This is a genomic window from Paracholeplasma brassicae (assembly GCF_000967915.1).
Taxonomy (GTDB): domain Bacteria; phylum Bacillota_I; class Bacilli_A; order Acholeplasmatales; family UBA5453; genus Paracholeplasma; species Paracholeplasma brassicae.
Map to the genome: position 1 here is coordinate 1,082,539 of NC_022549.1, position 23,239 is coordinate 1,105,777.

At 34.3% G+C, this 23,239-nt stretch carries 22 protein-coding genes and 1 pseudogene; 1 reads left to right on the forward strand and 22 read right to left on the reverse strand.

Annotation, left to right across the window (positions count from 1 at the left end):
• Window positions 1-21: 21 nt before the first annotated feature.
• The 8 genes from BN853_RS05020 to BN853_RS05055 all read right to left on the reverse strand — a co-directional run bounded on the left by BN853_RS05020 (window position 22) and on the right by BN853_RS05055 (window position 6,802).
• Entirely contained in the window at window positions 22-357 is a 336-nt protein-coding gene (locus BN853_RS05020) for a hypothetical protein (RefSeq protein ID WP_030004871.1), read from the reverse strand.
• A 52-nt stretch (window positions 358-409) separates the two neighbouring features.
• Window positions 410-1,108, reverse strand: coding sequence for a hypothetical protein (locus tag BN853_RS05025; RefSeq protein ID WP_030004872.1), 699 nt, complete (start codon window positions 1,106-1,108; stop codon window positions 410-412).
• Between the two features lie 22 nt (window positions 1,109-1,130).
• Window positions 1,131-2,078: an EAL domain-containing protein gene (locus tag BN853_RS05030; RefSeq protein ID WP_052591270.1), complete on the reverse strand. Its 948-nt coding sequence runs from the start codon at window positions 2,076-2,078 to the stop codon at window positions 1,131-1,133.
• Window positions 2,006-4,213 carry a hypothetical protein gene (locus tag BN853_RS05035; RefSeq protein ID WP_030004874.1) on the reverse strand — a complete coding sequence of 736 codons (2,208 nt, stop codon included), beginning with the start codon at window positions 4,211-4,213 and terminating at the stop codon, window positions 2,006-2,008. The genes BN853_RS05030 and BN853_RS05035 overlap by 73 nt, the downstream gene beginning before the upstream one ends.
• A 3-nt stretch (window positions 4,214-4,216) precedes the next feature.
• Entirely contained in the window at window positions 4,217-5,071 is an 855-nt protein-coding gene (locus BN853_RS05040) for a choline/ethanolamine kinase family protein (RefSeq protein WP_030004875.1), read from the reverse strand.
• 2 nt (window positions 5,072-5,073) lie between these two features.
• Complete coding sequence (locus BN853_RS05045; RefSeq protein WP_052591272.1) at window positions 5,074-5,514, reverse strand: metallophosphoesterase family protein; 441 nt, start codon at window positions 5,512-5,514, stop codon at window positions 5,074-5,076.
• A complete protein-coding gene (gene rdgB / locus BN853_RS05050) occupies window positions 5,492-6,085 on the reverse strand; it encodes an RdgB/HAM1 family non-canonical purine NTP pyrophosphatase (RefSeq protein ID WP_030004877.1) in 594 nt (197 codons plus the stop codon). The genes BN853_RS05045 and rdgB overlap by 23 nt, the downstream gene beginning before the upstream one ends.
• Window positions 6,086-6,148: 63 nt before the next feature.
• On the reverse strand, window positions 6,149-6,802 hold the full coding sequence (locus BN853_RS05055) for a potassium channel family protein (protein ID WP_030004878.1): 654 nt from the start codon (window positions 6,800-6,802) through the stop codon (window positions 6,149-6,151).
• A 156-nt stretch (window positions 6,803-6,958) separates the two neighbouring features.
• On the opposite strand from BN853_RS05055, the gene BN853_RS05060 reads away from it, so the two are divergent.
• The gene (locus BN853_RS05060) at window positions 6,959-8,113 is read left to right on the forward strand and encodes a CPBP family intramembrane glutamic endopeptidase (protein ID WP_030004879.1); all 1,155 of its coding nucleotides are present in this window, start codon (window positions 6,959-6,961) and stop codon (window positions 8,111-8,113) included.
• Here the strand turns inward: BN853_RS05060 and BN853_RS05065 are convergent.
• From BN853_RS05065 to BN853_RS05125, 14 genes and pseudogenes are all read right to left on the reverse strand, one after another.
• On the reverse strand, window positions 8,088-9,041 hold the full coding sequence (locus BN853_RS05065; protein WP_030004880.1) for an ankyrin repeat domain-containing protein: 954 nt from the start codon (window positions 9,039-9,041) through the stop codon (window positions 8,088-8,090). The two genes, BN853_RS05060 and BN853_RS05065, sit on opposite strands and share 26 nt — an antisense overlap.
• Window positions 9,042-9,145: 104 nt before the next feature.
• On the reverse strand, window positions 9,146-9,421 hold the full coding sequence (locus tag BN853_RS05070; RefSeq protein WP_030004881.1) for an HU family DNA-binding protein: 276 nt from the start codon (window positions 9,419-9,421) through the stop codon (window positions 9,146-9,148).
• 129 nt (window positions 9,422-9,550) lie between these two features.
• Entirely contained in the window at window positions 9,551-10,552 is a 1,002-nt protein-coding gene (locus BN853_RS05075) for an NAD(P)H-dependent glycerol-3-phosphate dehydrogenase (RefSeq protein ID WP_030004882.1), read from the reverse strand.
• Between the two features lie 3 nt (window positions 10,553-10,555).
• Window positions 10,556-11,863: a ribosome biogenesis GTPase Der gene (gene der / locus BN853_RS05080; protein WP_030004883.1), complete on the reverse strand. Its 1,308-nt coding sequence runs from the start codon at window positions 11,861-11,863 to the stop codon at window positions 10,556-10,558.
• A gap of 16 nt (window positions 11,864-11,879) precedes the next feature.
• Entirely contained in the window at window positions 11,880-13,958 is a 2,079-nt protein-coding gene (gene cmk, locus BN853_RS08755) for a (d)CMP kinase (protein ID WP_030004884.1), read from the reverse strand.
• A gap of 50 nt (window positions 13,959-14,008) precedes the next feature.
• Window positions 14,009-14,602, reverse strand: a complete 594-nt coding sequence (locus tag BN853_RS05090) for a pseudouridine synthase (protein ID WP_030004885.1) — start codon at window positions 14,600-14,602, stop codon at window positions 14,009-14,011.
• 12 nt (window positions 14,603-14,614) lie between these two features.
• Window positions 14,615-14,713: pseudogene (locus BN853_RS09155) on the reverse strand (S4 domain-containing protein); the annotation flags it as partial.
• 125 nt (window positions 14,714-14,838) lie between these two features.
• Window positions 14,839-15,402: an elongation factor P gene (efp, locus tag BN853_RS05095; RefSeq protein ID WP_030004886.1), complete on the reverse strand. Its 564-nt coding sequence runs from the start codon at window positions 15,400-15,402 to the stop codon at window positions 14,839-14,841.
• 53 nt (window positions 15,403-15,455) lie between these two features.
• Window positions 15,456-15,875: a type II 3-dehydroquinate dehydratase gene (locus BN853_RS05100; protein ID WP_030004887.1), complete on the reverse strand. Its 420-nt coding sequence runs from the start codon at window positions 15,873-15,875 to the stop codon at window positions 15,456-15,458.
• On the reverse strand, window positions 15,872-16,369 hold the full coding sequence (locus BN853_RS05105) for a shikimate kinase (RefSeq protein WP_030004888.1): 498 nt from the start codon (window positions 16,367-16,369) through the stop codon (window positions 15,872-15,874). The genes BN853_RS05100 and BN853_RS05105 overlap by 4 nt, the downstream gene beginning before the upstream one ends.
• 1 nt (window position 16,370) lies before the next feature.
• Window positions 16,371-17,255, reverse strand: a complete 885-nt coding sequence (gene miaA / locus BN853_RS05110; RefSeq protein ID WP_030004889.1) for a tRNA (adenosine(37)-N6)-dimethylallyltransferase MiaA — start codon at window positions 17,253-17,255, stop codon at window positions 16,371-16,373.
• Entirely contained in the window at window positions 17,252-19,039 is a 1,788-nt protein-coding gene (gene mutL, locus BN853_RS05115; protein WP_030004890.1) for a DNA mismatch repair endonuclease MutL, read from the reverse strand. Before mutL ends, miaA begins: the two co-directional genes overlap by 4 nt.
• Before the next feature lie 16 nt (window positions 19,040-19,055).
• Entirely contained in the window at window positions 19,056-21,584 is a 2,529-nt protein-coding gene (mutS, locus tag BN853_RS05120) for a DNA mismatch repair protein MutS (protein WP_030004891.1), read from the reverse strand.
• A 23-nt stretch (window positions 21,585-21,607) separates the two neighbouring features.
• The gene (locus tag BN853_RS05125) at window positions 21,608-23,170 is read right to left on the reverse strand and encodes a hypothetical protein (RefSeq protein WP_030004892.1); all 1,563 of its coding nucleotides are present in this window, start codon (window positions 23,168-23,170) and stop codon (window positions 21,608-21,610) included.
• Between the last annotated feature and the right edge of the window lie 69 nt (window positions 23,171-23,239).

Genomic DNA, 23,239 nt, shown 5'->3' on the forward strand with positions numbered 1-23,239 from the left:
AGAGCTAAATCGCTCTCTTTTTTATTTGTTTTTGTCGTACTTCTCTAGTTCGCTACCCAAAAGAAACACTTTGTGTTCATTTTGTTGTCTTTTAAGCCAATTTAATACCGTTCTAGCACGTGAATCCTGATTTGCGTCTTCGATTAATTCATCCAAGTCACTTTGATGATATGGGTGATCCAAATCTTTTAAATAGCTCAAAAATTTCATACGTCTTTCATCGTTTTTAATAAACCGATAGAAACTATCTAATAAACTTGGTAGTACCGTCTTAACGTATTTCGGTTCTATTTTTTCAACCACACAAGCCATTTCATAAATTTTGATGGCTTGTTGAAGTTTCATGTACTCAATCATTTCTTGTTTTTCTTTGTTCTTCTCTTTCCAATTATCTAAAACATATAAAAGATCAATCCGCCATAAAATGCGGTGATGTGACGTTTGAGAGGCTTTTACATTTGTTTTTTTGTATTTCACTGATTTCGCTAAGTAATTGATAGTTAAATTTTCCTATGTTTAAATCAGCAATGAAATCATAAATAAGAATTGAGATGTTTCCTTTTTCAACACGATCTGAAATAGAGACATTGATTTCGTGCAAAATATCTTCTGCCTCATTTAAAAATTCACTAATCAGTTCTTCTGTATTTACAACTCTAGAAACATAATCGTGTTTCTCTCTTTTGTAGATGTGCGTCTCGTACTTTAAGAATTTCATCGTGGTTTCTTCCATGTTCATCAATGAAAAGCCAAACCCACCCGTGTTATAGGTTCGATGGGTTGGATGACCCACAATATCATTTCGGATGTATTTGAGTTCATGCAAGGTTTTATTTAAATTCAGGTTGACCGAATAGCGATGTGACATGGTTGCTTTTGAAATATCATATAGTGCATCAATGCTAACAAATAAATTTTGAAGCAATCCAAACAAGTGAATTAAAACATCTTTTTTGTCGGTTAATTCAATGTTATTCATGAATGCTTCATTGATTGAAATCGAATGCTTTAACACCTGTATACAAGAAGCAATCTTATAATAATTTTGATCTTTCTTTCGATTGATCGTGCTTTCTTCTATGGCTAAGACACTTGAAAGATAAGACATAGCTTCCTCTTTTCCTCAAATCTTAAGTTGATTCATTAATAATATCAATGATTTGGTTCAACTTAAGTACTTGATCAGTTTTTTGATTTTTGATGTATTTGATGCCAAGTTCTAACAGTTTCTTTTGCTCGTTTTTATCCGATACATTATAAAAGACAACGCCGATTTTATGTGTGTCAAAAAATGCCTTTTGATGGGATAACAAACTTAAATATCGTTCGCTAAAGCTTCTAGGTCGATCGGTAATGTGATAGAAATTCGTGTAGGTTTCTAACGTATAGTTCAATTGATCAACGCCAATCGAAATACCAGCTTCATTCAGTTCTTTTGACTTCTGAAAATCACTCAATGTACCATCTTTCATCAAAAACACAAAGTCGACTAAATGATAAGGGATTTGATATTGTTCGTATAACCCAAAAATAAATCGATTAAACTCATTTAATTTAAGTGTATTGGCAGAGACTGAGAGACTGAGTCTCACGTATTTTTGAGTCTTTTTCACAATTTCGTTTAGTGCCTTGAAGGATTGTTTAATGAGATACTTTTCCAATTTTTCCAATAAATTTCTTTTACTAGCGATAATATAAAAATATTGACTTGAAATATCAATTTCATGTGAATATACATTGACGTCATAACCGTAGATACGGTTATTCGCTAAGTCAATAATCTGTGTAAAACAGAGATCTAGTGTTTCGTTTGTAATTTGATCATCGATTTGTTTAATTAAATTTGTTTCAAATTGATCTTCGACGTAATCGTTGTAGTCGAAATATTGGTATTTTAGTCCTTCTTTGATCCGTTTCGACTTAAGAAGTGCAATAGATAAATACTTCATCAGCTTATCTAGGTTCTTTTCTTCTGTATTAATCGGGTATCTTAAAATACCTAAATTCAATAAGTAACGCTGTTTTTTAAGTGTTGTTGATTCCAATCCATCGATGGTTTTATAAAAAATTTTACCCATTTTTCCACTGCTCTTATGTCATTTTTATTCATGATAATCAACGTTTTGTAGTCGTCTAAGTAATATATTGATCGAATATCTTTAATCCTTTGATTAATAAAGACAATCAATTCTTGATAGTATAGATCGACCGTAGATTTCCCATAGATAAGTTCGAGATCTTCTAGTTTTTCAAGTCCCATTAAGATAAACGAACATTTTTCGTTTATGATTTCTTTAAACTCCTCAGAAAGCGCGTTTGTATTCTTTAGTTCATATTTGACATGGTTTATCGCTTTTTCTTTTAGTGCTTGTTCGTAGGCTTTTTCTTTTGTGATGTCTTCAATGTAGGAATAAATGTCATATGGATAGTTTGTTGTATCTACAAAAAATGTTTCTTTTAATATTTTATCCATATAACCATAAATCAATCGTGCTTGAACATCTTCTTTCTTTTTAAGACGTCTTATCGTATTTTGATAGTTCAGTTGATCGGTTGAGTGAATTCGAGAGACATAGTGATCAATCGAGTCTGTTTTGTTAAAAGAAAAGAGTTCCCTTCCATACGTGTTAAATTTCACTTGATGATCCGTTAAAATCCTAAATACACCAAGCTTGGATTCGAAAAAACGTTCGAATTGCTTTGAATTACGATTTTTTTTGTCGAGTGCTTTATCCGCTGAATAACTATTGTTTAATATCATTGATGTCAGTTTGAAAATGTCATCGGACTTCATGATGTCTTCTTCTTTATCTTGATAAAACACGACGGAGCCGATGTGTCCAATCGGATAACTATATATTTGTCTAATACCAAGTTCTAATAGCGGTTTTCCTGAGAGTATATCGAGTGGATAACTAATGATGTCTGTCGATTCAACAATGTCTTCTAACAACTCATATGAAGCACCTAAAACGGTCTTCAAAAGATCCGTCGGTTGTATGTTTTTGTCGTATAAGCGTTCTTTCTTATAATGATATACATTAGGCTTAACGTAGATGATTGCGTCTGTAAATTGCACTTGTCTAGAAAGATAAACTAAAAGTAGTCTTAGCTTCTCTCTAAAAAGAATGTGTTCATTTTGTTCAGAAACGATCTTTAAGAGTTCTGATGCTACACTCAAGGTTTGATGTGTCTTTTCGTGATTATCACTTAAGTAATCTAAATTCTCTTTTGAAACAGTTATATTATCTTCAACTAAAGTAGAAACAATCACTTCTTTTTCATCTGATTTTTGAGGTATTTCTACTTTCTCGTTTATTAATTCTAAAACGGGGATTATTTCTTTTTCTTGTTCTTTTCTTTCAAGCTGAATTTGCTTGATTACTTTTTTATGTTTCTTTTGATAAGTTTCAAGTGAAATAATTGGGCCTGTTTTTTCATACATATCAATTAGTAGTGCGTAGATTTCTTTACGCGTGTATGGATCAAGTTCATCAATTCGTTTTTCATGCTCGACTTCATATATACTTGCTTGTCTATATTTCTCTAATGAAATCAATGCTTTTAAAACGTACAAATCTTGCTTGTCTAATTCACTTAGTCTCTCAAAGGCTAATAGCTTTTCGAAATCGTTTTGTTTGTAGTATATTTCAGATTCAATGTTGATTAGAATTTGATCAGTCGAAGGAAGTACAAGCATTTCTCTGATTAATTGGATGGTTTGAAGAGCACTTTCATAATCACTTTCTTCAACCAATAAATGGAGCTTTTCAATCAAAAAAGCTTGTCTCGTCTCTAAGGGGAGCTGTTCGTTTAATGCGAGTGTGATCTCGTCTCTATACGACTCCTTTGTTTTTTTCTTTAATTGAATCAAATCTAAATAATACGCGTACTGCTTTAAAATCGGCAACTCAATCTTACGTGATTCGATTTCAATTTTTGCTTGTTGAAACGCATTTAACTCAATTAAAGCATCGATCTTTAATTTTCTGATTTGATCCTTTATGACTGATGCGTTTTGAAACCGAAGTTCGTTATATAATTGATCCAGTTTTTCGATTGCTGTATTTTCTTGTTTCAAAGAAATTAATACCTTTGACAAGAAAATTTTGGCTTGTACTAACTCATCATTAGAATGATTTTCAGTTAAAAAAACCTCAATTTCTTGAAGTGTTTCAAGTGTATGTGGTTTTTTTAACAATTCTTCTAACATCGGTTATTTCACCTCATCAAATTGTTTTTTTAATGCGTCGATTTTTTCTAAATATAATAGAGCTACTTTATCAAAAGGGATGTGTAATTTTTCACTAAGTCCGATGTTGTGTTTATAAGTCGCAACCAAATGCCATTGAAGACACTGAAAGTAACGGTTATAAATTAATCGTTTGATGGCTTCATTGGTCGTTTTGTGGTCAAGATAAACATCAAGCAAGAGAAGTGCGTCATTAAAATCAATGTTTCCGAAGCACGCCAAATCATAATAGGGATCGTTATTTGCTGTAAATTCGAAATCAACGATTAATGCGTGATCGCCTGTAATTAAGAAATTTGATGGTTGTGCGTCACCATGAGTCAGCACCTTTGTCACTTTGCTATACGTTTTATAGAGTTCAAGCCACTCGTTTTTAAGTTCGGTGTATCTTGGGTTAATCGACTCAAGTAGCCCTTCATATTTCGTTAAACGTTCAATTAAACCGTAGTCATTTTCTGCTTTTAGACCACTTTGATGAATCACTTTTAACACCTCAGAAACTTTTTCTAGATGCTTACTTCTATCAAGCGTCGAAAGAATTGTTCCCTCAACGTATTTTGCAATTTTGATGCCATTATCCTTATTTAAATAGATGGTATGATTGGTTATTCCGAGTGATTCTGCTAATTCAATGTTTTTCTCTTCAACGCGTCTGTCAACAAAATGAAACGCATTTTCACCTGGTTGACGAAACGTGTATAACTGATTGTCCTTTTCAATTACAAACGTGTAATTACTCATACCACCAAGTAAGCGATACTTAACATTGACGCCTTGACCTAATATTTCTTCTGCTTTTTCTTTAATTAAATTTTCCATTTTTATACCTCGTAGAATGTAATTTTTCCGTTTTCATAAAGACAATAACTCCCATTAAATCCAGAAATAGCCCCTGGATTTAAATAAGTGATGCCTTTGTGAACAATCATTTGTTTTTGATGCGTGTGTCCATAAATGCATAAATCAACGTCATACGACTCAGCGACTTTAATTAGTTGTTCAAGGCCGTATTTAACGTTATGTTCGTGCCCGTGAACGACTAAAATATCAAGATTTTCTAAATTGATCAATTGTATTTTTGGTAGGTCTAGGTAGTGATCACTATTGCCTTTAACCGCAATCAAGTTCAAGGTTTCAAGTTCTTTAACCGATAACATTAAATCACCTGCATCAATGTGATGAAGCACGTCGTTGTGTTTGGCATGGACTTTTCTTAATAAATCGAATCTACCATGTGCGTCAGATGTGATTAATAATTTCATGAAGAGCCTCCTTAAATTTACTTAGTGCTATACTACGGTGCGATACTTTGTTTTTTAGATCGTTTGACATCTCTGCGTAAGTTAATTGATAATTTTCGATGTAAAACAAAGGGTCATAACCAAAACCATTTGTACCTCTTGGTTTTTCAAGGATGGTGCCTTCTACCCGGCCTGTAAAGTGTTTTTCTTCTTTCAAAAACGGGTCATAAAAACAAATGTTTGATACAAAAGTTGCATTTTTATTTGTTGTATATTTGAGTGAATTAAGTAATTTTTGGTTATTGTCTTCATCCAAACCTGTGGATGAGTATCTTTTTGAATGAACGCCTGGTGCACCATTAAGTGCATCGACCATTAAGCCTGAATCATCAGAAATCGTATACATTTGATGTTTATTCCCAAAGTACGATGCTTTTATACTTGCGTTTTTTTCAAATGTATCGCCATCTTCAGTAACCTCATCAAAATCATTTAAGTCTTTTAGTGTTAATAATGTGACTGATGCGTTTCTTAGGATGGCTTCCATCTCAAGTTTTTTGTGTTGATTTTGTGTTGCTATTAAGATTTTCACTGTTCAAAACCCCCTTATATTATAACATAATTTGATATGAAAAAAATCAGCGTAAACTGATTTTTATACAAGACGTAATTGAAATTTTGATATTTTATTATGTTTCCCAACGACAATGACAATGTCGCCTGCTTTAACGTAGTTTTCCGCTTTAGGGAGAATTGTTTCTTTCCCGCGTTTGATTAGTAAAACCGTCACATCATAACGATTACGAATATCCATCTCTAAGATTGTGGTTTCCTCAAAGTCTTTTCCTACCATAATTTCATAAACACCATAGTCGTCTGTGATGTTATAGTAATCCAGCACATTATCACTAAGAATTTTACGTGCGAGTCGTCTGCCCGCTGATTTTTCAGAGGAGATGACTTCAGTTGCTCCTACTTTTTCGGCAACTTTTGCGTGGTAATCGTTATCGACCTTTACAATGATTTTAGGGACGTTCATGTCACTTAAGATCATCGTCGTTAAAATACTATTTTGAACATTTCCAGGAATTGATACGATTGCCATATCCACGTGTTGTGCACCAATCTCACGCAACACATGGTAATCGGTGGAATCCCCAATGACCGCATTATTAACATGCGTAGCCACGCGGTTAACCGCTTCTTCCTTGATATCTAATGCAATCACATCTGCTCCAAGTTCAGTGAGCTCTTCTGCCACAGAAATACCAAACGTATCTAATCCTATTACTAAATATGTTTTTTTCATATATTCTACCCCTTTAGTTCATGCACTTGATTCTCATTATGGGAATTTTAACAAGTTCTTCTATTATCATATCATAATGCAAGAAAAAAGTAAAAACCTAATTAAGTTAGTGTATAATAAATGTGTATTGTCATTTTTCTAAAGGAGTGATAAATTATGAATCAAAAAGACGAAATCAATTTTGATGAATTATTTGAAGACAATAAAAAAGAAACTGATTTTATAAAGAAATCAACTGATTTTTCTAAACAAAGATCATTAATATCGATCGTTGTTTATCTATTAATCTCTATTTTAGGTGGGTTAATTGTAAGTGTCATATTCATTTCAGTCCAACCGGAATCCGTGGTTAGACGAAATGCGTATGAAGAAATGGCGTATCAAATTGATAAGAATAAGTATGCCATTGGCTACATGGCACAAGATGAGTTCGATTCACTAGATGCTTCGTTCAAATCTGAGGTTAAAATCATTTACGAACTTAATGGTTTTGTTTTCTTAGCTAACCCTGAGAATAACTACCTTAAGAATGATAGCCCTTATTTACTTGATGAAATTCTTACAATTTACGTCGATACCGACACAACATGGAAAAACGATACGAACGAAACAAAAATCATCCGTTATCGTTACTCAGACAATGATGAGTTCCAAATTTTGTTTGATCCCGTGTTTGAGTCAAGAGATGGTTATCAGACGGTTCAAGCAACCGCTGGTTTCGCACCTGAAGCGGCTGCGACTTTACAGTTTATCGTTTATGTTATATTGATGATTAGTATTGTACCACTTTTCTTTAATCAATTAAAATCTGAATGGCGCTCATCAAAACTTAGCTTAGCTGGTTGGCTACCAATCATCTTAATTGGTTACTTCTACATGATTGCGGGAAATATTGTTGGTAATGCCTTAAGTGGTATTCTATCGACGTTGTTCAATTATGAGATGACTACCTCACTAAATCAAGCAGCAATCGAAGAAATGATGCTTTCTTCTAGTGGACTTTTAATGATTATTCCTGTTGTTTTCTTTGCACCAGTTGTTGAAGAACTCGTCTTTCGCAAAGCGATTTTCTCTTTATTCAAAAACGAATACATGGCGTTATTAATTAGTTCACTTTTATTTGGATTGATCCACGTTAGTTCAGAAGCGAGTCTAGCGGCATTCGTCGTTAATGGTGTTACCTACATCGTTAGTGGCTTTGCGCTTGGTTATGTTTATATAAAAAATAAACACAACATTTGGGCAAGCATATTTGTACATGCTTTTTCAAACGCTGTGTCAGTCATTATGATTTTTCTTTTAGCTGTTTAATAAATTCTTTTAACCCTTTTTTAGATGCGTATTCACAAGCATTCATTTGATATTCATCTTTAATATCTTTAGTGCCTTGGTATAAATATGTTCTAAGTAAATCCATATCCTCTTTGATCACTGCGTATCTAAGAGGGTATTTTTTTATATTTTTTTGGTATAAACTGCCTTGAAGGTGTGTTTCAATTAATTCTTTTACACCAATGCTATCGCTTTGTGAGGCAATATCGCTGATGGATTCACCAAAACGATTTTTTAGATTGACATATGCCCCATGATTAAGAAGTAACGATATTGTTTCAATTGAACCGCTCTTAATTGCGTGAAACAACGGTGTTTCTAGACGTTCGTTTTTTAGATGAGGGTTGTGCATTGATTCTAGCAAATACTTTGTAATGTTTGATAATCCATACCCACTAGCAACATGAAGTAAGGTATTACCTTGGTTATCCGTTTCACTCGAGAATCGACTCGATAATTGAAGCGTATACTTCAAAAACTCTACTTGGTTGCTTCTAATTGCGTAGTGTAGTACCGATTCCCCTCGATTCGTCAGTTCATCAACATTACTACCATTTTCTACAAGCAGTTTCATCATTTCTACGTCTGCTTTACTAGCAGCGATATGGATTGGTAATTCCCCTTTAGCGTTTTTAATGTTTACGTTTGCAAACCGCCTAATTAATCGCTTAGCAATTGAAATTTTCGATTTCCGTACGCAGTCAAACAAAGGGGTTTCACCCATATAATCAATCACATTAACATCGATTTCATTAGTTAACAAGTATTCTATGACTTCATTAGCACTTGTCCGTACTGCGTAATGGAGTAGTGATTGTTTTCGTGAATCCTGAATTTGTAAATTAATCGGATTTTGATAGAAAAAAGTTAAGTTGTTTTGCGCTGCCATACTAAATGCTTGTTCCATAGTAATCACCTATTACCCATTATAACATAGATTCACGACGATTAAAGCACTGGTTTTAAATCAATTTTGAGACAAAAAAAAAGCCAAATAATTTGGCATTTTCTTTATTTTACAGCGTCTTTTAAAACTTTACCAGCTTTAAATGCAGGTGTTTTTTGTGCAGGAATACTAATTGTTTGGCCAGAACGAGGATCGCGACCTTCTCTAGCAGCGCGATTACGAACTTCAAATGTACCGAAACCAGTTAATACTACTTTTTCGCCATGATTACCTAGGCTGTCTGCTACTGTTCCAACAAATGCATTTAAAACTTCTTCAGCAACTTTTTTTGTTACTTCAGCTTTTTCAGCAACTACTGCAATTAATTCAGTTTTGTTCATAATGAACCTCCTCTTGTCTTTATAAGGCCATTATAACACTTAATAATTTGATATGCAATGTATTTTAAACATTTTTTTAAATTTTATGCGTTAACTGTGCGTGAAATAGCGTTTACACACTCAGTTTAGTTATTCTATTTTCTCACTTTTAAGGGTTCGAGTTAATAATTCATTCATTGCATCTTTGATTGAAAGACTCTCATAAATAACTTTATAAGCGGTTGAAATGATTGGTAAACTCATGTCTTTTGAAACGGCCAATTGATGAAGGGCGTAGATACTTCTAATTCCCTCAATGGTCTGTGCTTCAGATGAAAATATCTGTTCAACAGCCATACCCTGACCTATTTTTTTACCTGCCTTAAAATTTCTAGAATTTTCACTTGATGCCGTAACAATCAGGTCACCGACCCCAGTCAACCCAAATGCGGTATCACGTTTACCGCCATAGACTTCAACAATACGGACAATTTCTAATATACCTCTAGTAATGAGGGCTGCACGCGCATTTTCACCTAAATCAAGTCCTGTTGCAATCCCACTAACAACTGCAATTGCGTTTTTTGCAGCACCGCCCACTTCACATCCAATTAGATCATTAGATGTGTAAACCCTCATATAAGTTTCATTTGAAAAAATAACTTGAAGTTCTTCAGCAAATGATTGATTTAACGAGGCAACCGTTAGAAGGGTTAATTTACGTTTGATCACTTCTTCAGCGTGTGATGGTCCGGTTAGTACTGCAAAGCCTGCAAGTTTGTCAGCTTCTATTTCTTCGGTGACAATTTCACTTACGCGCTTGAATGTATCTGGTTCGATTCCTTTTGATACATTGATGAAATAGGTTTTATTTGTAATTTTTTGATTGATTGTTTTTAAAACAGATCTCATGACTTTTGTAGGAACCGCAAGCAATAAGTAATTAGAGAATTTGAGTGCTTCTTCTAAATCCTTTGTAGCTAATAAGTTCTTTGATAGTGCGTCATTAAAAAATGGGTGTATGTGTTCTTGGTTAATCTTGTTAACAAAAGATTCGTTAATATCATAAATTAGAACCTCATGATTATTATCAATCAAGAGTTGTCCAAGGGTAGCTCCCCATGCGCCCCCGCCAATGATTGAAACTTTCATAACTTAATCCTTCTTTCGTAATATCAATTTAATCGGCGTGCCTGTAAAATCAAATGATTTTCTAAATTGATTTTCTAGGTAACGTAAATAAGAAAAGTGTACAAATGATGGGTCATTTACGAAGATAACAAACGTCGGTGGTTTTGTTGATACTTGTGTAACGTATGAAAATTTCGCTTTTCCTTGATTAAAGGTTGCTGGCGGATTCATTGAAACCGCATCTAACAAGACATCATTAATGATGTTCGTCGGAATACGCTTATTAAAGTTTTCATACGCACGTTCAACGGATTCAAAGATGGTTGAAATTCGTTTATTTTCCTTAGCAGAAACAAAACAAACTTCGGCAAACGTTAAGAACTTAAACTCATCATAAATATGATCCGTTAGTTTCTTCATCGTTTTTTCATCTTTTTCAACAGCGTCCCACTTATTGACAACAATAACTGCCGCTCTTGCATAATCTTGTATATAACCTGCAACGTGTTTATCTTGAGCAATCAAATCCCTTGATCCATCAAGCACAACAAGTCCAACGTCTGAGCGTTCAATCGCTGAGACAGCTCTTAATACACTGTATTTTTCAGTGCTTTCGTAAACTTGACCACGTTTTTTAATACCTGCTGTATCGATAATGATATATTCTTTACCGTCTTTTTTAAATGGTGTATCAACGGCATCCCGGGTCGTACCGGCAATTTCACTTACGATGACACGTTCTTGACCTAAAATCGCATTCGTTAAACTAGATTTACCGACGTTAGGATATCCAATAACGGCAAGTTTGATGATGTCATCATCCTCAAGCATCTTATTGTCCTCAGGCATTTCTGCAACAATTTGATCTAGCAATTCACCAATACCAATCCCGTGATTACTACTGATTGCAATTGGATCACCAAATCCAAGTGCGTAAAATTCATAAATACTGTTTTTCAAGTCAACGTTATCAACTTTATTTACAGCAACTATTACTTTCTTATCTGTTTGATATAGCATTTTTGAAATCACGTTATCGTCATCCGTTAACCCTGATCTTGAGTCAACAACGAAAACGATCAAATCTGCTTCATTAATGGCCACTAACGCTTGCTGTTTAATCTGTTCTAAAAAGGGAGCATCGCCTATTTCGATGCCCCCTGTGTCGATTACAGCAAAGGTTTTTGTTAGCCATTCAGCTCTCGCATAAATGCGATCTCTTGTGACACCTGGGGCGTCATCTGTGATGGACAGTCTCGTGCCAACCAAGCGATTAAATAAACTTGATTTCCCGACGTTTGGACGTCCGACAATCGCTACCGTAAATGGCATAAGTATCACCTCTATTTTATTTTTTGTCTTTTTCAGTTAATAAATTTTCGAATAAGTCACCGATGGTTGTCGTTGCTTCTTCGTCATGTGTTAAATATTGTTCATACTCACTTCTTAATGAATCCTCTGCAATTTGTTTAACCGATAACTTTAAATACCATTCTTTTGGATTTACATCGATTACTCTTGCTTGCATAGTATCACCTACTGCAAATAAATCTTCGATTTTGTTGACTCTTTCTGTTGATAATTCAGATACAGGAATAAAGCCTACAACACCTTTAGCTTCAACATTCATGCCTTTATCAGTAATGATTTCAATCACTTTGACTTCAACATTTTCTCCACGTTTAAATGAAACATTTTTCCATGGGTTGTCAAATAATGCTTTTCTACTTAAGCTGATCTTTTTCTTTTTAACATCTACTAATAACACGGCTGATTCGACCACATCGCCAATCTTAACAAAATTAGCGAAATTATCATTTGGATTCCAAGAATATTCTGATTGGTGTAATAAACCACGAACACCTTCTTCTAATTCAATGATTAAACCAAATGGCAGTTTTTGAACCACGGCACCTTTAACCGCACTACCTTTTTTATGCTCTTCTGAAAAAGCTTCAAACGGTGTTGGCAGTAACGCTTTATGAGATAAATCTAATCTCATGCCTTCTTTTTTAATTACTTTGACTTCGATTTCATCACCAAGTTTAATTACTTCGTTGATGTCTTCAATACGTCTGTGTTGAATTTGTGAAATACGAAGCAACCCTGCAACGTGGTTAAATCTAACGGTTGCCGCATGTGGTTCAATGCGTTCAATCGTTCCTTTTAACACATCGCCTGTGTTGATTTGATCGATTTCTTCTTTACGTGCATTTTGTCTTTCTTCTAGTTCTTGTTGACGTCTTGCTTCAAAAATTTGCTTTCTTGAGGCAATCAAACGTGGTCTCTTTCCATTTTTCACTTCGATTAAATGAACTTCAAGTGTTTGACCCTTTAATGTGTCTTTACTTTCTACAAGTTCACGATCAAGTAAGCCATATGGTAAGAATATGTCAAATCCTTCGTATTTTAAATGAAGGCCTTTTTCGTCTACTTTAGTAATTTTTGTTTCAATTGTTTTGTTGTCTTTGTAAGCATCTTCGATTACTTTGAAACTTTCGTCTTTTAGTAATGGTAAACGACTTAATAAAATATAAGAAGGTTCATCATTCATTTTTGTGATGATTGCAGTTACTTTGTCTCCTTCTTTCACTACATCTTTAAAAGAGGTAATATTCTTACCGTAAAACTCTACGAACATTCTGCCTTCTTCAAAGTTTTCGAGTGTCAAATAGATAACGTTGTCTTCAACTTTGAAAACCGTTCCCTCTACTTTATCACGCACCTTTAGTGTTTGAAACTTAACGTCCTTCATTTGTAGTTCTTCCATGGTAATTCTCCTTTTCAATATTTCGTTTGTGATACGCTCAATCGTATCCTCTATTGTAAAATTTGTTGTGTCAATGACAATTGCATCTGTTGCTACAACAAGTGGTGATTCCTTACGTGTTGAATCTTTTAAATCACGTTCTTGTAATTCTTTAGCTAATTGTTCAATGTCTTGTGTGACATTGTTAACTTCTTTATCTTTAAGACGTCTTTTGGCTCTTTCTTTAACATGAGCCGTTAAGAAAATCTTTAAATCTGCGTTTGGCAGAACAACGGTTCCGATATCTCTACCATCCATGATAACATCAATATTTTTAGCAGCCTCTTGTTGAATACTAACGAGTGTACGTCTAACGTATGGAAAGCTTGATACTTTAGAAACATTTTTCGTTACTTTATCATCCCTGATTTTCGTAGTGACGTCAATTCCATTTGCATAGATTTTTTCGTTCTTATATTCAATTTTAACTTTGCTAACAAATTCATATTCGGATTCATCGTCTAAATTAATGCCTTTTTCTAAGGCTAAATACGTGATGGCACGGTACATTGCGCCAGTATCAATATGTGTTAAATTTAGCTTTTCGGCTATTTTTTTACTTATCGTTGACTTCCCGCTGCCAGCTGGTCCGTCAATTGCAACTTTAAATCCTGGCATGTTAACCCTCCACACCTATTAATTATAACATTATAATTATAAATTATCTATTATATTTTTGTCTTTTTTGTATGCGCATACAATTTTTTCACTTCATGAATTGAAAGCTCTCGATATGAACCTCTTTGAACACCATCGAGTGTTAAGAAATCGTATTCAACACGCGTTAAATTCTTAACAGGGTATCCTAGCGCTTCAAACATTTGTCTGACTTGTCTATTTTTCCCTTCTGTGATTGTAATACGCACAAGAGATGAATTCTCTTTTACTTTTACTTCTTCTAATCTTGCTTCTGCCTTTTTAGTTAGGTAATTATTCTCAATTCTAACACCTGCTTTTAGTTGGCGAATGATGTGTTTATTTACCAAACCTTCAACGCGTGCTAAATATGTTTTTCTTACGCCAAAGTCAGGCTTCGTTAAAAAATAATTTAAATTGCCATCGTTAGTTAACAACAGCAACCCTGCGGTGTCAAAGTCAAGTCTTCCAACCGGAAACACACGGTACCTCTTATCAACTTCATCTAATAAATCAACAACCGTTTTACGATTTTTTTCGTCTTTAACCGTTGTGACGACACCCGTAGGTTTGTTCATAAGATAATAAACGTGTTTTTCTTTTTCTAAGACTTTGTCTTCTATCATGACTAGATCATTCTCGTTGACGTCATATCCTGGTTCAAGAATTACATTTCCATTGACTTTTACTTTTCCTGAGGTAATTATTTCAACTGCCCCACGTCGTGAGGCAATGCCGGCTTCAGCTAATTTTTTTTGTTAATCTCATTTTCATTGCCTCCATTACATCTATCTATCATTATAACATAGACAGATGATTATTCCATAAAAAAGGGTGATGAACTCACCCGTTTTGGTTAATCTTATTTATCTCTTGAAACGTAGGAACCATCTTGTGTACTAACGATGATTTTTTCGCCTTGTTCAATGAACATTGGGACTTTTACTAATAGCCCTGTTTGAACGATCGCGTCTTTTAAAGCGTTTGTTTTTGTGTCTCCTTTGACGCCAGGCACAGTTTCAGTTACTTCTAATACGACTTTGTCTGGTAAGATAACACCAAGTACTTCAATTTCGTTATAGAACATAACATCAACTTCCATACCTTCAAATATAAACTTACTTTCATATGCGATTTGCGCTTGTGTCAGTTCGATTTGTTCGTAAGTTTCCATGTTCATGAAAACGTGAGCATCCCCATTAACGTATAAATATTGCATTCTGGTTTTGTCAATTTGTGCACGATCAACTTTTTCACTTGCATTAAATGTGTAGTCAATCACAGAACCTGTTCTTAAATTTCTTAATTTAGAACGAACGAATGCAGCACCTTTACCTGGTTTAACGTGCATAAATTCGATGATTTGATAGATGTTACCATCAAAACTAATTGTTAATCCTGTTTTAAAATCACTTGTACTAATCATAATTTACCTCCTCGAAAATTTCCTTTATAATTATATCATAAAAAAATCAATTGTCATATTTTTTTGGTTAACATTTCAATCGCTTGTAGATAGCTTTGTTCTTTAAGTCCTTTTACATAAACATCTGCAAGTGCTTCAAACAAATCGATATGTCTAAATTCTTCACGCAACCTTATGTCACTAAGGTGACAGATACCTTTTGGCTTTGTTACAATCTCAAATGCATCTCTTAGTGCGATGCTATAATGTGCAAAAGCCCCTGGATTCATTAACATAAAATCATAGTTATCGTTTGTTTGTAATAAATCAATTAGAACCGATTCGGAATTCGATTGAACAAACTCAAAATCAATTGATGGGTAAGTTTTTTTAATCAATTCGTTTAACTCACTTAATGTCAGACTACCATAATGTGTTTGATTACGCTTTCCAAGCATATTTAAATTAGGACCATTAATGATTAAGGCTTTCATTTTAAATACCCCTCTTCTTTTAACCTTGAGATGATTGTTTCTACTGTTTTTTCTAACTGATGATCATTATCGACAATGACATCTGCAAAGAAAATATAACTCATCATTCGCTTATTAAAAAGTTGATCCAAACTTTGTTGTTGCAATAACGGCCTTGGAAAATCATTTTTAATGCGTTTTTCAATGACATCTAGTTCAGTATTTAGATAGACGACTACGCCATTAAAATGCTCTTTATTTTCATTATTAGTAACAATCCCACCACCGGTCGATACCACCATTTGGTCACAAGATTTCACTTCAATTAACGCTTCGGTCTCTAATTTTCGAAACGTTTGTTCGCCATATTTGTCAAATATTTCATCGATAAACATTAAGGCATTGCGTTCGATTTGTGCATCTAAATCAACAAACGTATAAGCCAGTTTTTGTGCTAATGATTTTCCTACGGTGGTTTTTCCACTCCCCGGCATACCAATTAAATAGATATTCATATTACTCCTTTAAGAATTGATTGCACCTGATTTTCAGTGCTTCAATCGTTTGATTTAGCTCATTGTGATTAACGTTTATTATGGTCGCATCCATTTGATGTTTAAACCAAGTTTCTTGTCTTTTAGCTAAATGTCTTGTCTTCTTTTTGATTTCAATTAGTGCTTCTTCTAAGCTTATCGAGCCTTCAAAGTAGGCATTTAATTCACGATACCCTAAGATATTTAGAGTGATTCCTTCTTGATAGAGGTGAAACGCTTCTTCAACAAATCCCTCATTAACCATTTGGTCGACCCTCAAGTTAATACGTTCGTATAACTGTTCACGAGGCATTGTCAAATAAATAACAAGTGCATCATAGAGTCGTTCATCCTTCTTAACTAACTCACTTCGTTTAACGTTTGAATCCGCTTGAAGTATGGCACGAATGATACGTCTTCGATTGTTTTGATGCAGTTCATTCGCTGTCTTTGCATCTTTGGATTTTAAAAGTTCGTGTAGTGCTTCATTTGAATAGGAATCGTACATCGATTCATCTTTTATATCGTATTTTGGTGCATAAAACTCATAATTATCGATGACGGCTTTGATGTATAGTCCCGTGCCACCAACAATCATTGGTACCTTGATTTTATCAATTAAAGCTCTAGACATCGTTTGAAACTGAGCCACATCGTAGGTTTCGTTTGGCTCTTTGATATCGATTAAGTGATGAATTACCCCTTGTTTTTCATCACCCTTGATTTTGGCAGATCCTACATCTAATCGTTTGTAAACCTGTACAGAGTCACCACTAATGATTTCAGCACTCAGGTGTTTAGCTAATTCGATTGAAATCGCGGTTTTTCCGACCGCGGTAGGTCCACATAAAACAATCACTTTTTTCATACGATTCGTTTAAACTTCTTTTCAATTTCATACAGTGAAAATGAAATTATGATTGGTCTGCCATGTGGGCAAAAATAGGGGTTTTCACAGTTTCTAAGTTCACTCATTAAATGATATATTTCATCTGAGTTCAAGGCTTTATTCGCTTTAATTGCACCTTTGCAACTGATGTCCTTAGCGAGTTGATCTCGTAATCGACTTAAGTCAATGGTTTGATATCGATCCAACTCTTCAATCATGCCATAAATCATGTAGTCAAGGTCTTTTTCATCAAGCCAAATGGGTATTTCTCTTAAATGATAACTGTTTTGACCAAACGGTTCAAACAGTAACCCTAACTTTTGAAATAGCGTTTGATTTGAATCAATCATGTTTTTTTCATTTGCTCTAAAATCATAAAGATGTGGCACAAGTAGTTGTTTTCTAGTTTGTGAAGGCTCCCCAAGTTTTTTATAATAAATTTCGTAACGAATTCGTTCAGCAGCTGCGTGCTGATCCACTAAAAACAACCCTTCTTTATTTTGAAATAATAGATAGGTACCCGCATAAGTCCCTACGTAATCAAAATCGGGTATGCCTCGTTTAACTTCATTAAATTCAACCTTTTGTTCTTCAAAATTATTGATATCGTTGATTATTTCTTGATTACCATTTGATTTGTATTCAACATAATCGGTTGGCCCTAATTTTGGTAATTGCTCTTCTTTAATCGTTAATAAAGCGTCTTCAAATCCACTGAGTTGCTTATAGTTTTCTGTTGCTGAGTCCATAGGCTTTAAGACATCTTCAATGATTCTAGGTTTTTTTGTTAGCGTTTGATAAATCAGTTTTCGAATCATTGATGCCAAAACGTACTCATTAGATAGTTTAATCTCTCGTTTTTGAGGGTGTACGTTGACATCGATTAAGGATGGATCTATTGTTATTCTAATCACAGCAATCGGGTATCTATTGACCATGATGTAGGTGTGATAGCCCTCGACAACCGCGTTGATTAACAAGTAGTTTTTAATCGTTCGACCATTGACTAAAATCGTAATATCGTTTTTCTTGGCTTTATTATAGGTTGGAGAGGCTAAAAAAGCATCGATTCTTATATCATTTTCATTGATTGTTGCTTTTTCTAACGTCCTACCTATTTCTTTTCCATGAATTTGTGCAAATAAATTAGGATAGCTCTTGTCACCAAAAGATTGTTTTAGGACTTTATCTTCATGTGTCAATATAAACCGAACCTCTGGATTTGAAAGCATCGCTTCATCCACAACTTCCTGAATGTATGCGAGTTCTGTTTGAGGTGATTTGATGTATTTGAGTCTTGCTGGTACGTTATAAAATAGATCGTTAACAATGACCTCTGTGCCTTCATTTAAAGCACTTGAGCCATCAGAGTAGAGTTTTCCGCCATGATAGGTCACCTGATAGCCAGAGCCATCGTTCGTTTTTGATTTGATTGTCAGTTTCGAAACCGACGCAATCGAAGGAATCGCCTCACCTCGGAAACCCAAGCTTTTAATATGTGCTAAATCATATTCATTTTTAATTTTAGATGTCGCATGTCTAAAAAAGGCTAGATGGATATCATCTTTATCCATTCCTACGCCATTATCAATGACTTTTATTTCACCTAAACCATAATCTTTGATGTGAATTTCAATCGAGGTTGCCTCTGCATCGATGGCATTTTCAATGAGTTCTTTTAGTGCTGAAGCGGGTCTTGAAACCACTTCACCAGCGGCAATCATATTTGATAATCGTTCATCAAGTTTGATAATTCTAGCCATCGTTTCTCCTCCTTAATCAGTTAATTTCGTCTTGAAGCTCTTTTAAAATCACGAGTGCTTCAAGTGGTGTTAATTCATTGATGTTCACTTGTTTTAATCGATTGACAACCAGTTCTAATTCACTTGTTAATACTTGTTGATTATCCTGTGCTTCATAATCATCAAAATTAAACAAATTTAGTAAAATCGTTTTATCTTTATCACTTTCAAGGTGTTTTAGAATATCATTACTACGTTTTATGATAGATTTTGGTAGTTTCGCTAGTTCTGCAACGTTTATCCCGTAGGATTTATCGGTTGGTCCTTCTTCTACTTTGTGTAGAAACACAATTTGCTTATTTTCTTCATTGGCTGTCACATGGACATTTTTTAGCCTTTCAAGTGTTTCTTCTAAGCGTGTTAACTCATGATAGTGTGTTGAAAATAGAGTAATCGCTTTTGTTTTCTCATGTACGTATTCAATAATTGCTTGTGCAATCGCCATGCCATCATAGGTCGCCGTTCCACGTCCAATTTCATCAAAAATCAACAATGAGTTTTTTGTTGCATACTTTAGTGCTTCATTGGTCTCTTTCATCTCAACCATGAACGTCGATTGTCCACCAGCTAAATCATCCTGTGCCCCAATTCGAGTGTATATCGCATCAAAAAGTGGCAAATTAGCCTCAGAAGCAGGCACAAAAGCCCCCATTTGAGCTAAGATAACGATTTGCGCAAACATACGCATGTAGGTTGATTTACCGCTCATGTTTGGCCCAGTTATCAGTAAAATGCCGCCTTGTTTCACTAAGACATCATTTCTTACAAAACTTACCTTCGTATTTAATTCAACCACCGGATGTCGACCTTCTTTTATAAAAACGTCGTTTTTTTGATTAAATGAGGGTCTTACGTAGTGATTCTCAATGCTTGCTGTGGCTAGGGTTTGATACACATCAATTGTGGCAATTTGATCACTTAGGGATTGTAGGTCTTTCGTATAAGTGGCTACTTTATCTCTTAACTCAACGAATAGTTCGAATTCAAGTGCAAGCTCCTTTTCACCAGCACTTAATATCAACTGTTCTTTTTCCTTGAGTTCTGGTGTGATAAACCGTTCAGATGACGTCAGCGTTTGACGACGTTCATAACCAAAAGAATCTTGTACTAACCCTAGATTGCCTTTTGATATTTCGATGTAGTAGCCAAAAACGCGATTATAGCCAATTTTAAGGTTCTTGATCCCTGTTTTCTCACGTTCCATTTGTTCGAAATTAGTCATCCATGTTTTACCATTAATCGAGAGATCTTTTAGTTCATCTAGGCGTTCATCGTAACCTTTTTTAATGATTCCACCATCTTTTAAAGTCAATGGCGGGTTATCTTCGATGGCTTTTTCTAGAAGTGAATATAACGAACTAAAGTCATTGATTTCATTAGAGAAATTCGTTAGTTTTTGTTCGCTAAATTGATTTAGTGTTATCTTAATTAATGGAATTCGACTAAGTGTTTGTCTTAACTGCGCAAGGTCTTTACCTGAGGCATTTTGACTTGCGATTCTTGTAGTAATACGTCTTAAGTCATAAACACCTTGAAGTGCTTTTTTCAAATCATCTCGCTTGAAGTGATCACTTCGAAGGGCTTCGATATAATCTAGTCTATCCTCAATTTGACTTTGATTATAAAGTGGCCGGTCTAACATGTCTTTTAATTTTCTTGAACCGAGTGCAGTCACACAGTGATCTAAAACATCTAATAACGATTGATTCTTACGCTGTTTGTTCGAAGTCATTAATTCTAATGAGTTTTTAGAATTCAAATCCATTTTTAGATAATCTTCTTCATTGATCACATTTACATTTGAAAACTGTAATAATTCCGCTTTTTGTGTTTGTTTAAAATAATTTAGTAGTCTTTTTACGGCTTTCGCAGGCGTGAAATCAATCTCACTTGCTAATTGATGTTCAAAATAACCTTCTTCGTATGAAACCAGAACGTGATTTCTTAGTTCATTTTCTAATTTTTCTTCATTTGAAGAAATTAAAACCTCTTTTAAACCTAATTGAAGTACAACTTTAATCAAATTTTCTTCTTTTTGATTTTGGATAAGGTTTAAATCCCCTGTCGAAATATCCCCAAAAGCAATGTGATAAAGTGATTTATCTTTTATAATTGAGCCAATGTAATTATAGTATGCCCCATCTAAAATGCCCTCATCAATTACCATGCCAGGCGTAATCATCTTCACAACTTCACGCTTGACTAATCCATTGCCTGGTTCTGTGACTTGTTCTGCAATTGCTATTTTGTATCCTTTTTGTATTAACTTTTGAACATACGGTAAAACCGCATGATGTGGTACACCACACATTGGAACACGTTCTTTGGCACCGGCATCTCTACCAGTTAATGCAATCTCTAACTCCTTAGAAGCTGTGATCGCATCTTCAAAAAACATCTCATAGAAATCACCTAATCTAAAAAAGACTAGCGCATCCGCATAGTCCTTTTTTAATGTTAAGTATTGTTCCATCATGGGGGTGTATTTAATGTCTTCTTTGTCCATTCAATCACCTTATTCTAATATAACTATATGATAGTTTCGATTATGTTTTTTACCCAAGAAAAGAAGCTTGCGATTTGATTTGATACTGGGTTATTCGTAATAAAACCAAGTGAAAATCCAGTTAAACCTTTTAATACTGCTAAAATGAATAACAATAATATTGCAATTAAAATACCACGAACTGTCCACTTTAGTATTTTTCTAAATTGGGATTGTTCTTTTGGTTTTTCTTCTTCGATTCCTAAAATACTATTTATATCTCTAGGAACGTCTTGAACATTCGTTTCTTGTTCAGAAAGCAAGCTTTGTTCAATCTTCTTGACTTTTTTCCACTCTTTACGTGTGAGTTTTGTTTCATATGCATTTACTGCAATTGCATCTAATATTGGTTTGTCTTCTTCAACTTCAACTTTAGCTTTTAGATTAGCAAGTTCTGCTTTAATCTCTCTTAATTCTGCTAAAATCTCTTCAGTGTCGAACTCAACGACAAAGTCATGTGAATGATCACAATGTGCATCATGTGTATGAACTTCATCAAATGATTCGGTTTCTTCTTTCAAAATTTCTTCTTCAACTGGCTCAGATTGATCTTCAAGCACTGATTGTTCCTCAACTACTGACTGTTCAACAACCGTTTCATCAACTGCTGGCTCTTCAACCACAGGTTCTTCAACTACTGCTTCTTCAATCGGTGCAACAACTTCTTCTTGTTTTTCTTCTGGCACAATTATTGATTCATAAACACCTGGATGTTCTGGTATGAAGTATAATTCTTTTGTTCCTTCTGCGTTTGCCAAAATGTACTCAATAATTTCTTCTTTCTTTAATTCGATTGAAGCCTTAATATTGTGGTCTTTTGCGAAACGTTGCAATTGAATAACAGCCATCTTTTTAACTTTTTCTTCAACTTCTGGAGTGTGTTCGTTATTATTTTTTAACTCACGAATAATAATTTCTTGTAGTTCATTTTTCTTTAATCTTCTAGGTACATCAACACCATATTTCTTACCAATTTCTCTTAATTCCACTAATGTCGAACTCTTAAATAATACTGGTCTAAATAATTCTGGTGTCAGACCATCTATTCGATTCGCTTCGTCGTAAAAGATTGGTGCAAGCGTCTTGTTAAAAAAGACGACATCTTCGAACACTTGTCCTAAATTAACGTAATGGTTCTTTGATTCATTAATCAACTTGAAAACTTCATCTTCTCCAACTTGTTTATCAAAAATATAAGTCAATAATCTTAACCATAGATTGACACGATAATTTTTTTCTAACTCATCGTCTTGAAAAAGTGGTAGCAGTCCTTCAAGTTGAGACTCACTAAAATTATCATACCAGGACAATCTGTAGTTTACTTCATCTGATAATGTTTGTGAAACTATTTGTTTTGATTTCACAACACTGTCCAACACTGAGCGTAAGGCGATCATTCGTAGTTTTCTTGGAACTAATAACCCTAAGCCTTGGAAAAAATTCACAACTTTCTCAGCAGGTAAATAAATCAACGTTTCAATTAATTCATCTACTTCGACTTGTTTCGTACCGATTAACACAGTACTTGATTTAGTTAAAATAGCCATCGTATCCCTCCATAATGTTCAAATTATACTTATATCTTACAACATTAGTTTAGAAATATCAATAGCCAA

Bases quoted from the DNA above. Each gene is read 5' to 3' on its own strand.
- BN853_RS05020 (WP_030004871.1), bottom strand. From the start codon at position 357: ATGATTGAGTACATGAAACTTCAACAAGCCATCAAAATTTATGAAATG.
- BN853_RS05025 (WP_030004872.1), bottom strand. From the start codon at position 1,108: ATGTCTTATCTTTCAAGTGTCTTAGCCATAGAAGAAAGCACGATCAAT.
- BN853_RS05030 (WP_052591270.1), bottom strand. From the start codon at position 2,078: ATGGGTAAAATTTTTTATAAAACCATCGATGGATTGGAATCAACAACA.
- BN853_RS05035 (WP_030004874.1), bottom strand. From the start codon at position 4,213: ATGTTAGAAGAATTGTTAAAAAAACCACATACACTTGAAACACTTCAA.
- BN853_RS05040 (WP_030004875.1), bottom strand. From the start codon at position 5,071: ATGGAAAATTTAATTAAAGAAAAAGCAGAAGAAATATTAGGTCAAGGC.
- BN853_RS05045 (WP_052591272.1), bottom strand. From the start codon at position 5,514: ATGAAATTATTAATCACATCTGACGCACATGGTAGATTCGATTTATTA.
- BN853_RS05055 (WP_030004878.1), bottom strand. From the start codon at position 6,802: ATGAAAAAAACATATTTAGTAATAGGATTAGATACGTTTGGTATTTCT.
- BN853_RS05060 (WP_030004879.1), top strand. From the start codon at position 6,959: ATGAATCAAAAAGACGAAATCAATTTTGATGAATTATTTGAAGACAAT.
- BN853_RS05065 (WP_030004880.1), bottom strand. From the start codon at position 9,041: ATGGAACAAGCATTTAGTATGGCAGCGCAAAACAACTTAACTTTTTTC.
- BN853_RS05070 (WP_030004881.1), bottom strand. From the start codon at position 9,421: ATGAACAAAACTGAATTAATTGCAGTAGTTGCTGAAAAAGCTGAAGTA.
- BN853_RS05075 (WP_030004882.1), bottom strand. From the start codon at position 10,552: ATGAAAGTTTCAATCATTGGCGGGGGCGCATGGGGAGCTACCCTTGGA.
- der (WP_030004883.1), bottom strand. From the start codon at position 11,863: ATGCCATTTACGGTAGCGATTGTCGGACGTCCAAACGTCGGGAAATCA.
- cmk (WP_030004884.1), bottom strand. From the start codon at position 13,958: ATGCCAGGATTTAAAGTTGCAATTGACGGACCAGCTGGCAGCGGGAAG.
- BN853_RS05090 (WP_030004885.1), bottom strand. From the start codon at position 14,602: ATGATAGAAGACAAAGTCTTAGAAAAAGAAAAACACGTTTATTATCTT.
- efp (WP_030004886.1), bottom strand. From the start codon at position 15,402: ATGATTAGTACAAGTGATTTTAAAACAGGATTAACAATTAGTTTTGAT.
- BN853_RS05100 (WP_030004887.1), bottom strand. From the start codon at position 15,875: ATGAAAGCCTTAATCATTAATGGTCCTAATTTAAATATGCTTGGAAAG.
- BN853_RS05105 (WP_030004888.1), bottom strand. From the start codon at position 16,369: ATGAATATCTATTTAATTGGTATGCCGGGGAGTGGAAAAACCACCGTA.
- miaA (WP_030004889.1), bottom strand. From the start codon at position 17,255: ATGAAAAAAGTGATTGTTTTATGTGGACCTACCGCGGTCGGAAAAACC.
- mutL (WP_030004890.1), bottom strand. From the start codon at position 19,039: ATGGCTAGAATTATCAAACTTGATGAACGATTATCAAATATGATTGCC.
- mutS (WP_030004891.1), bottom strand. From the start codon at position 21,584: ATGGACAAAGAAGACATTAAATACACCCCCATGATGGAACAATACTTA.
- BN853_RS05125 (WP_030004892.1), bottom strand. From the start codon at position 23,170: ATGGCTATTTTAACTAAATCAAGTACTGTGTTAATCGGTACGAAACAA.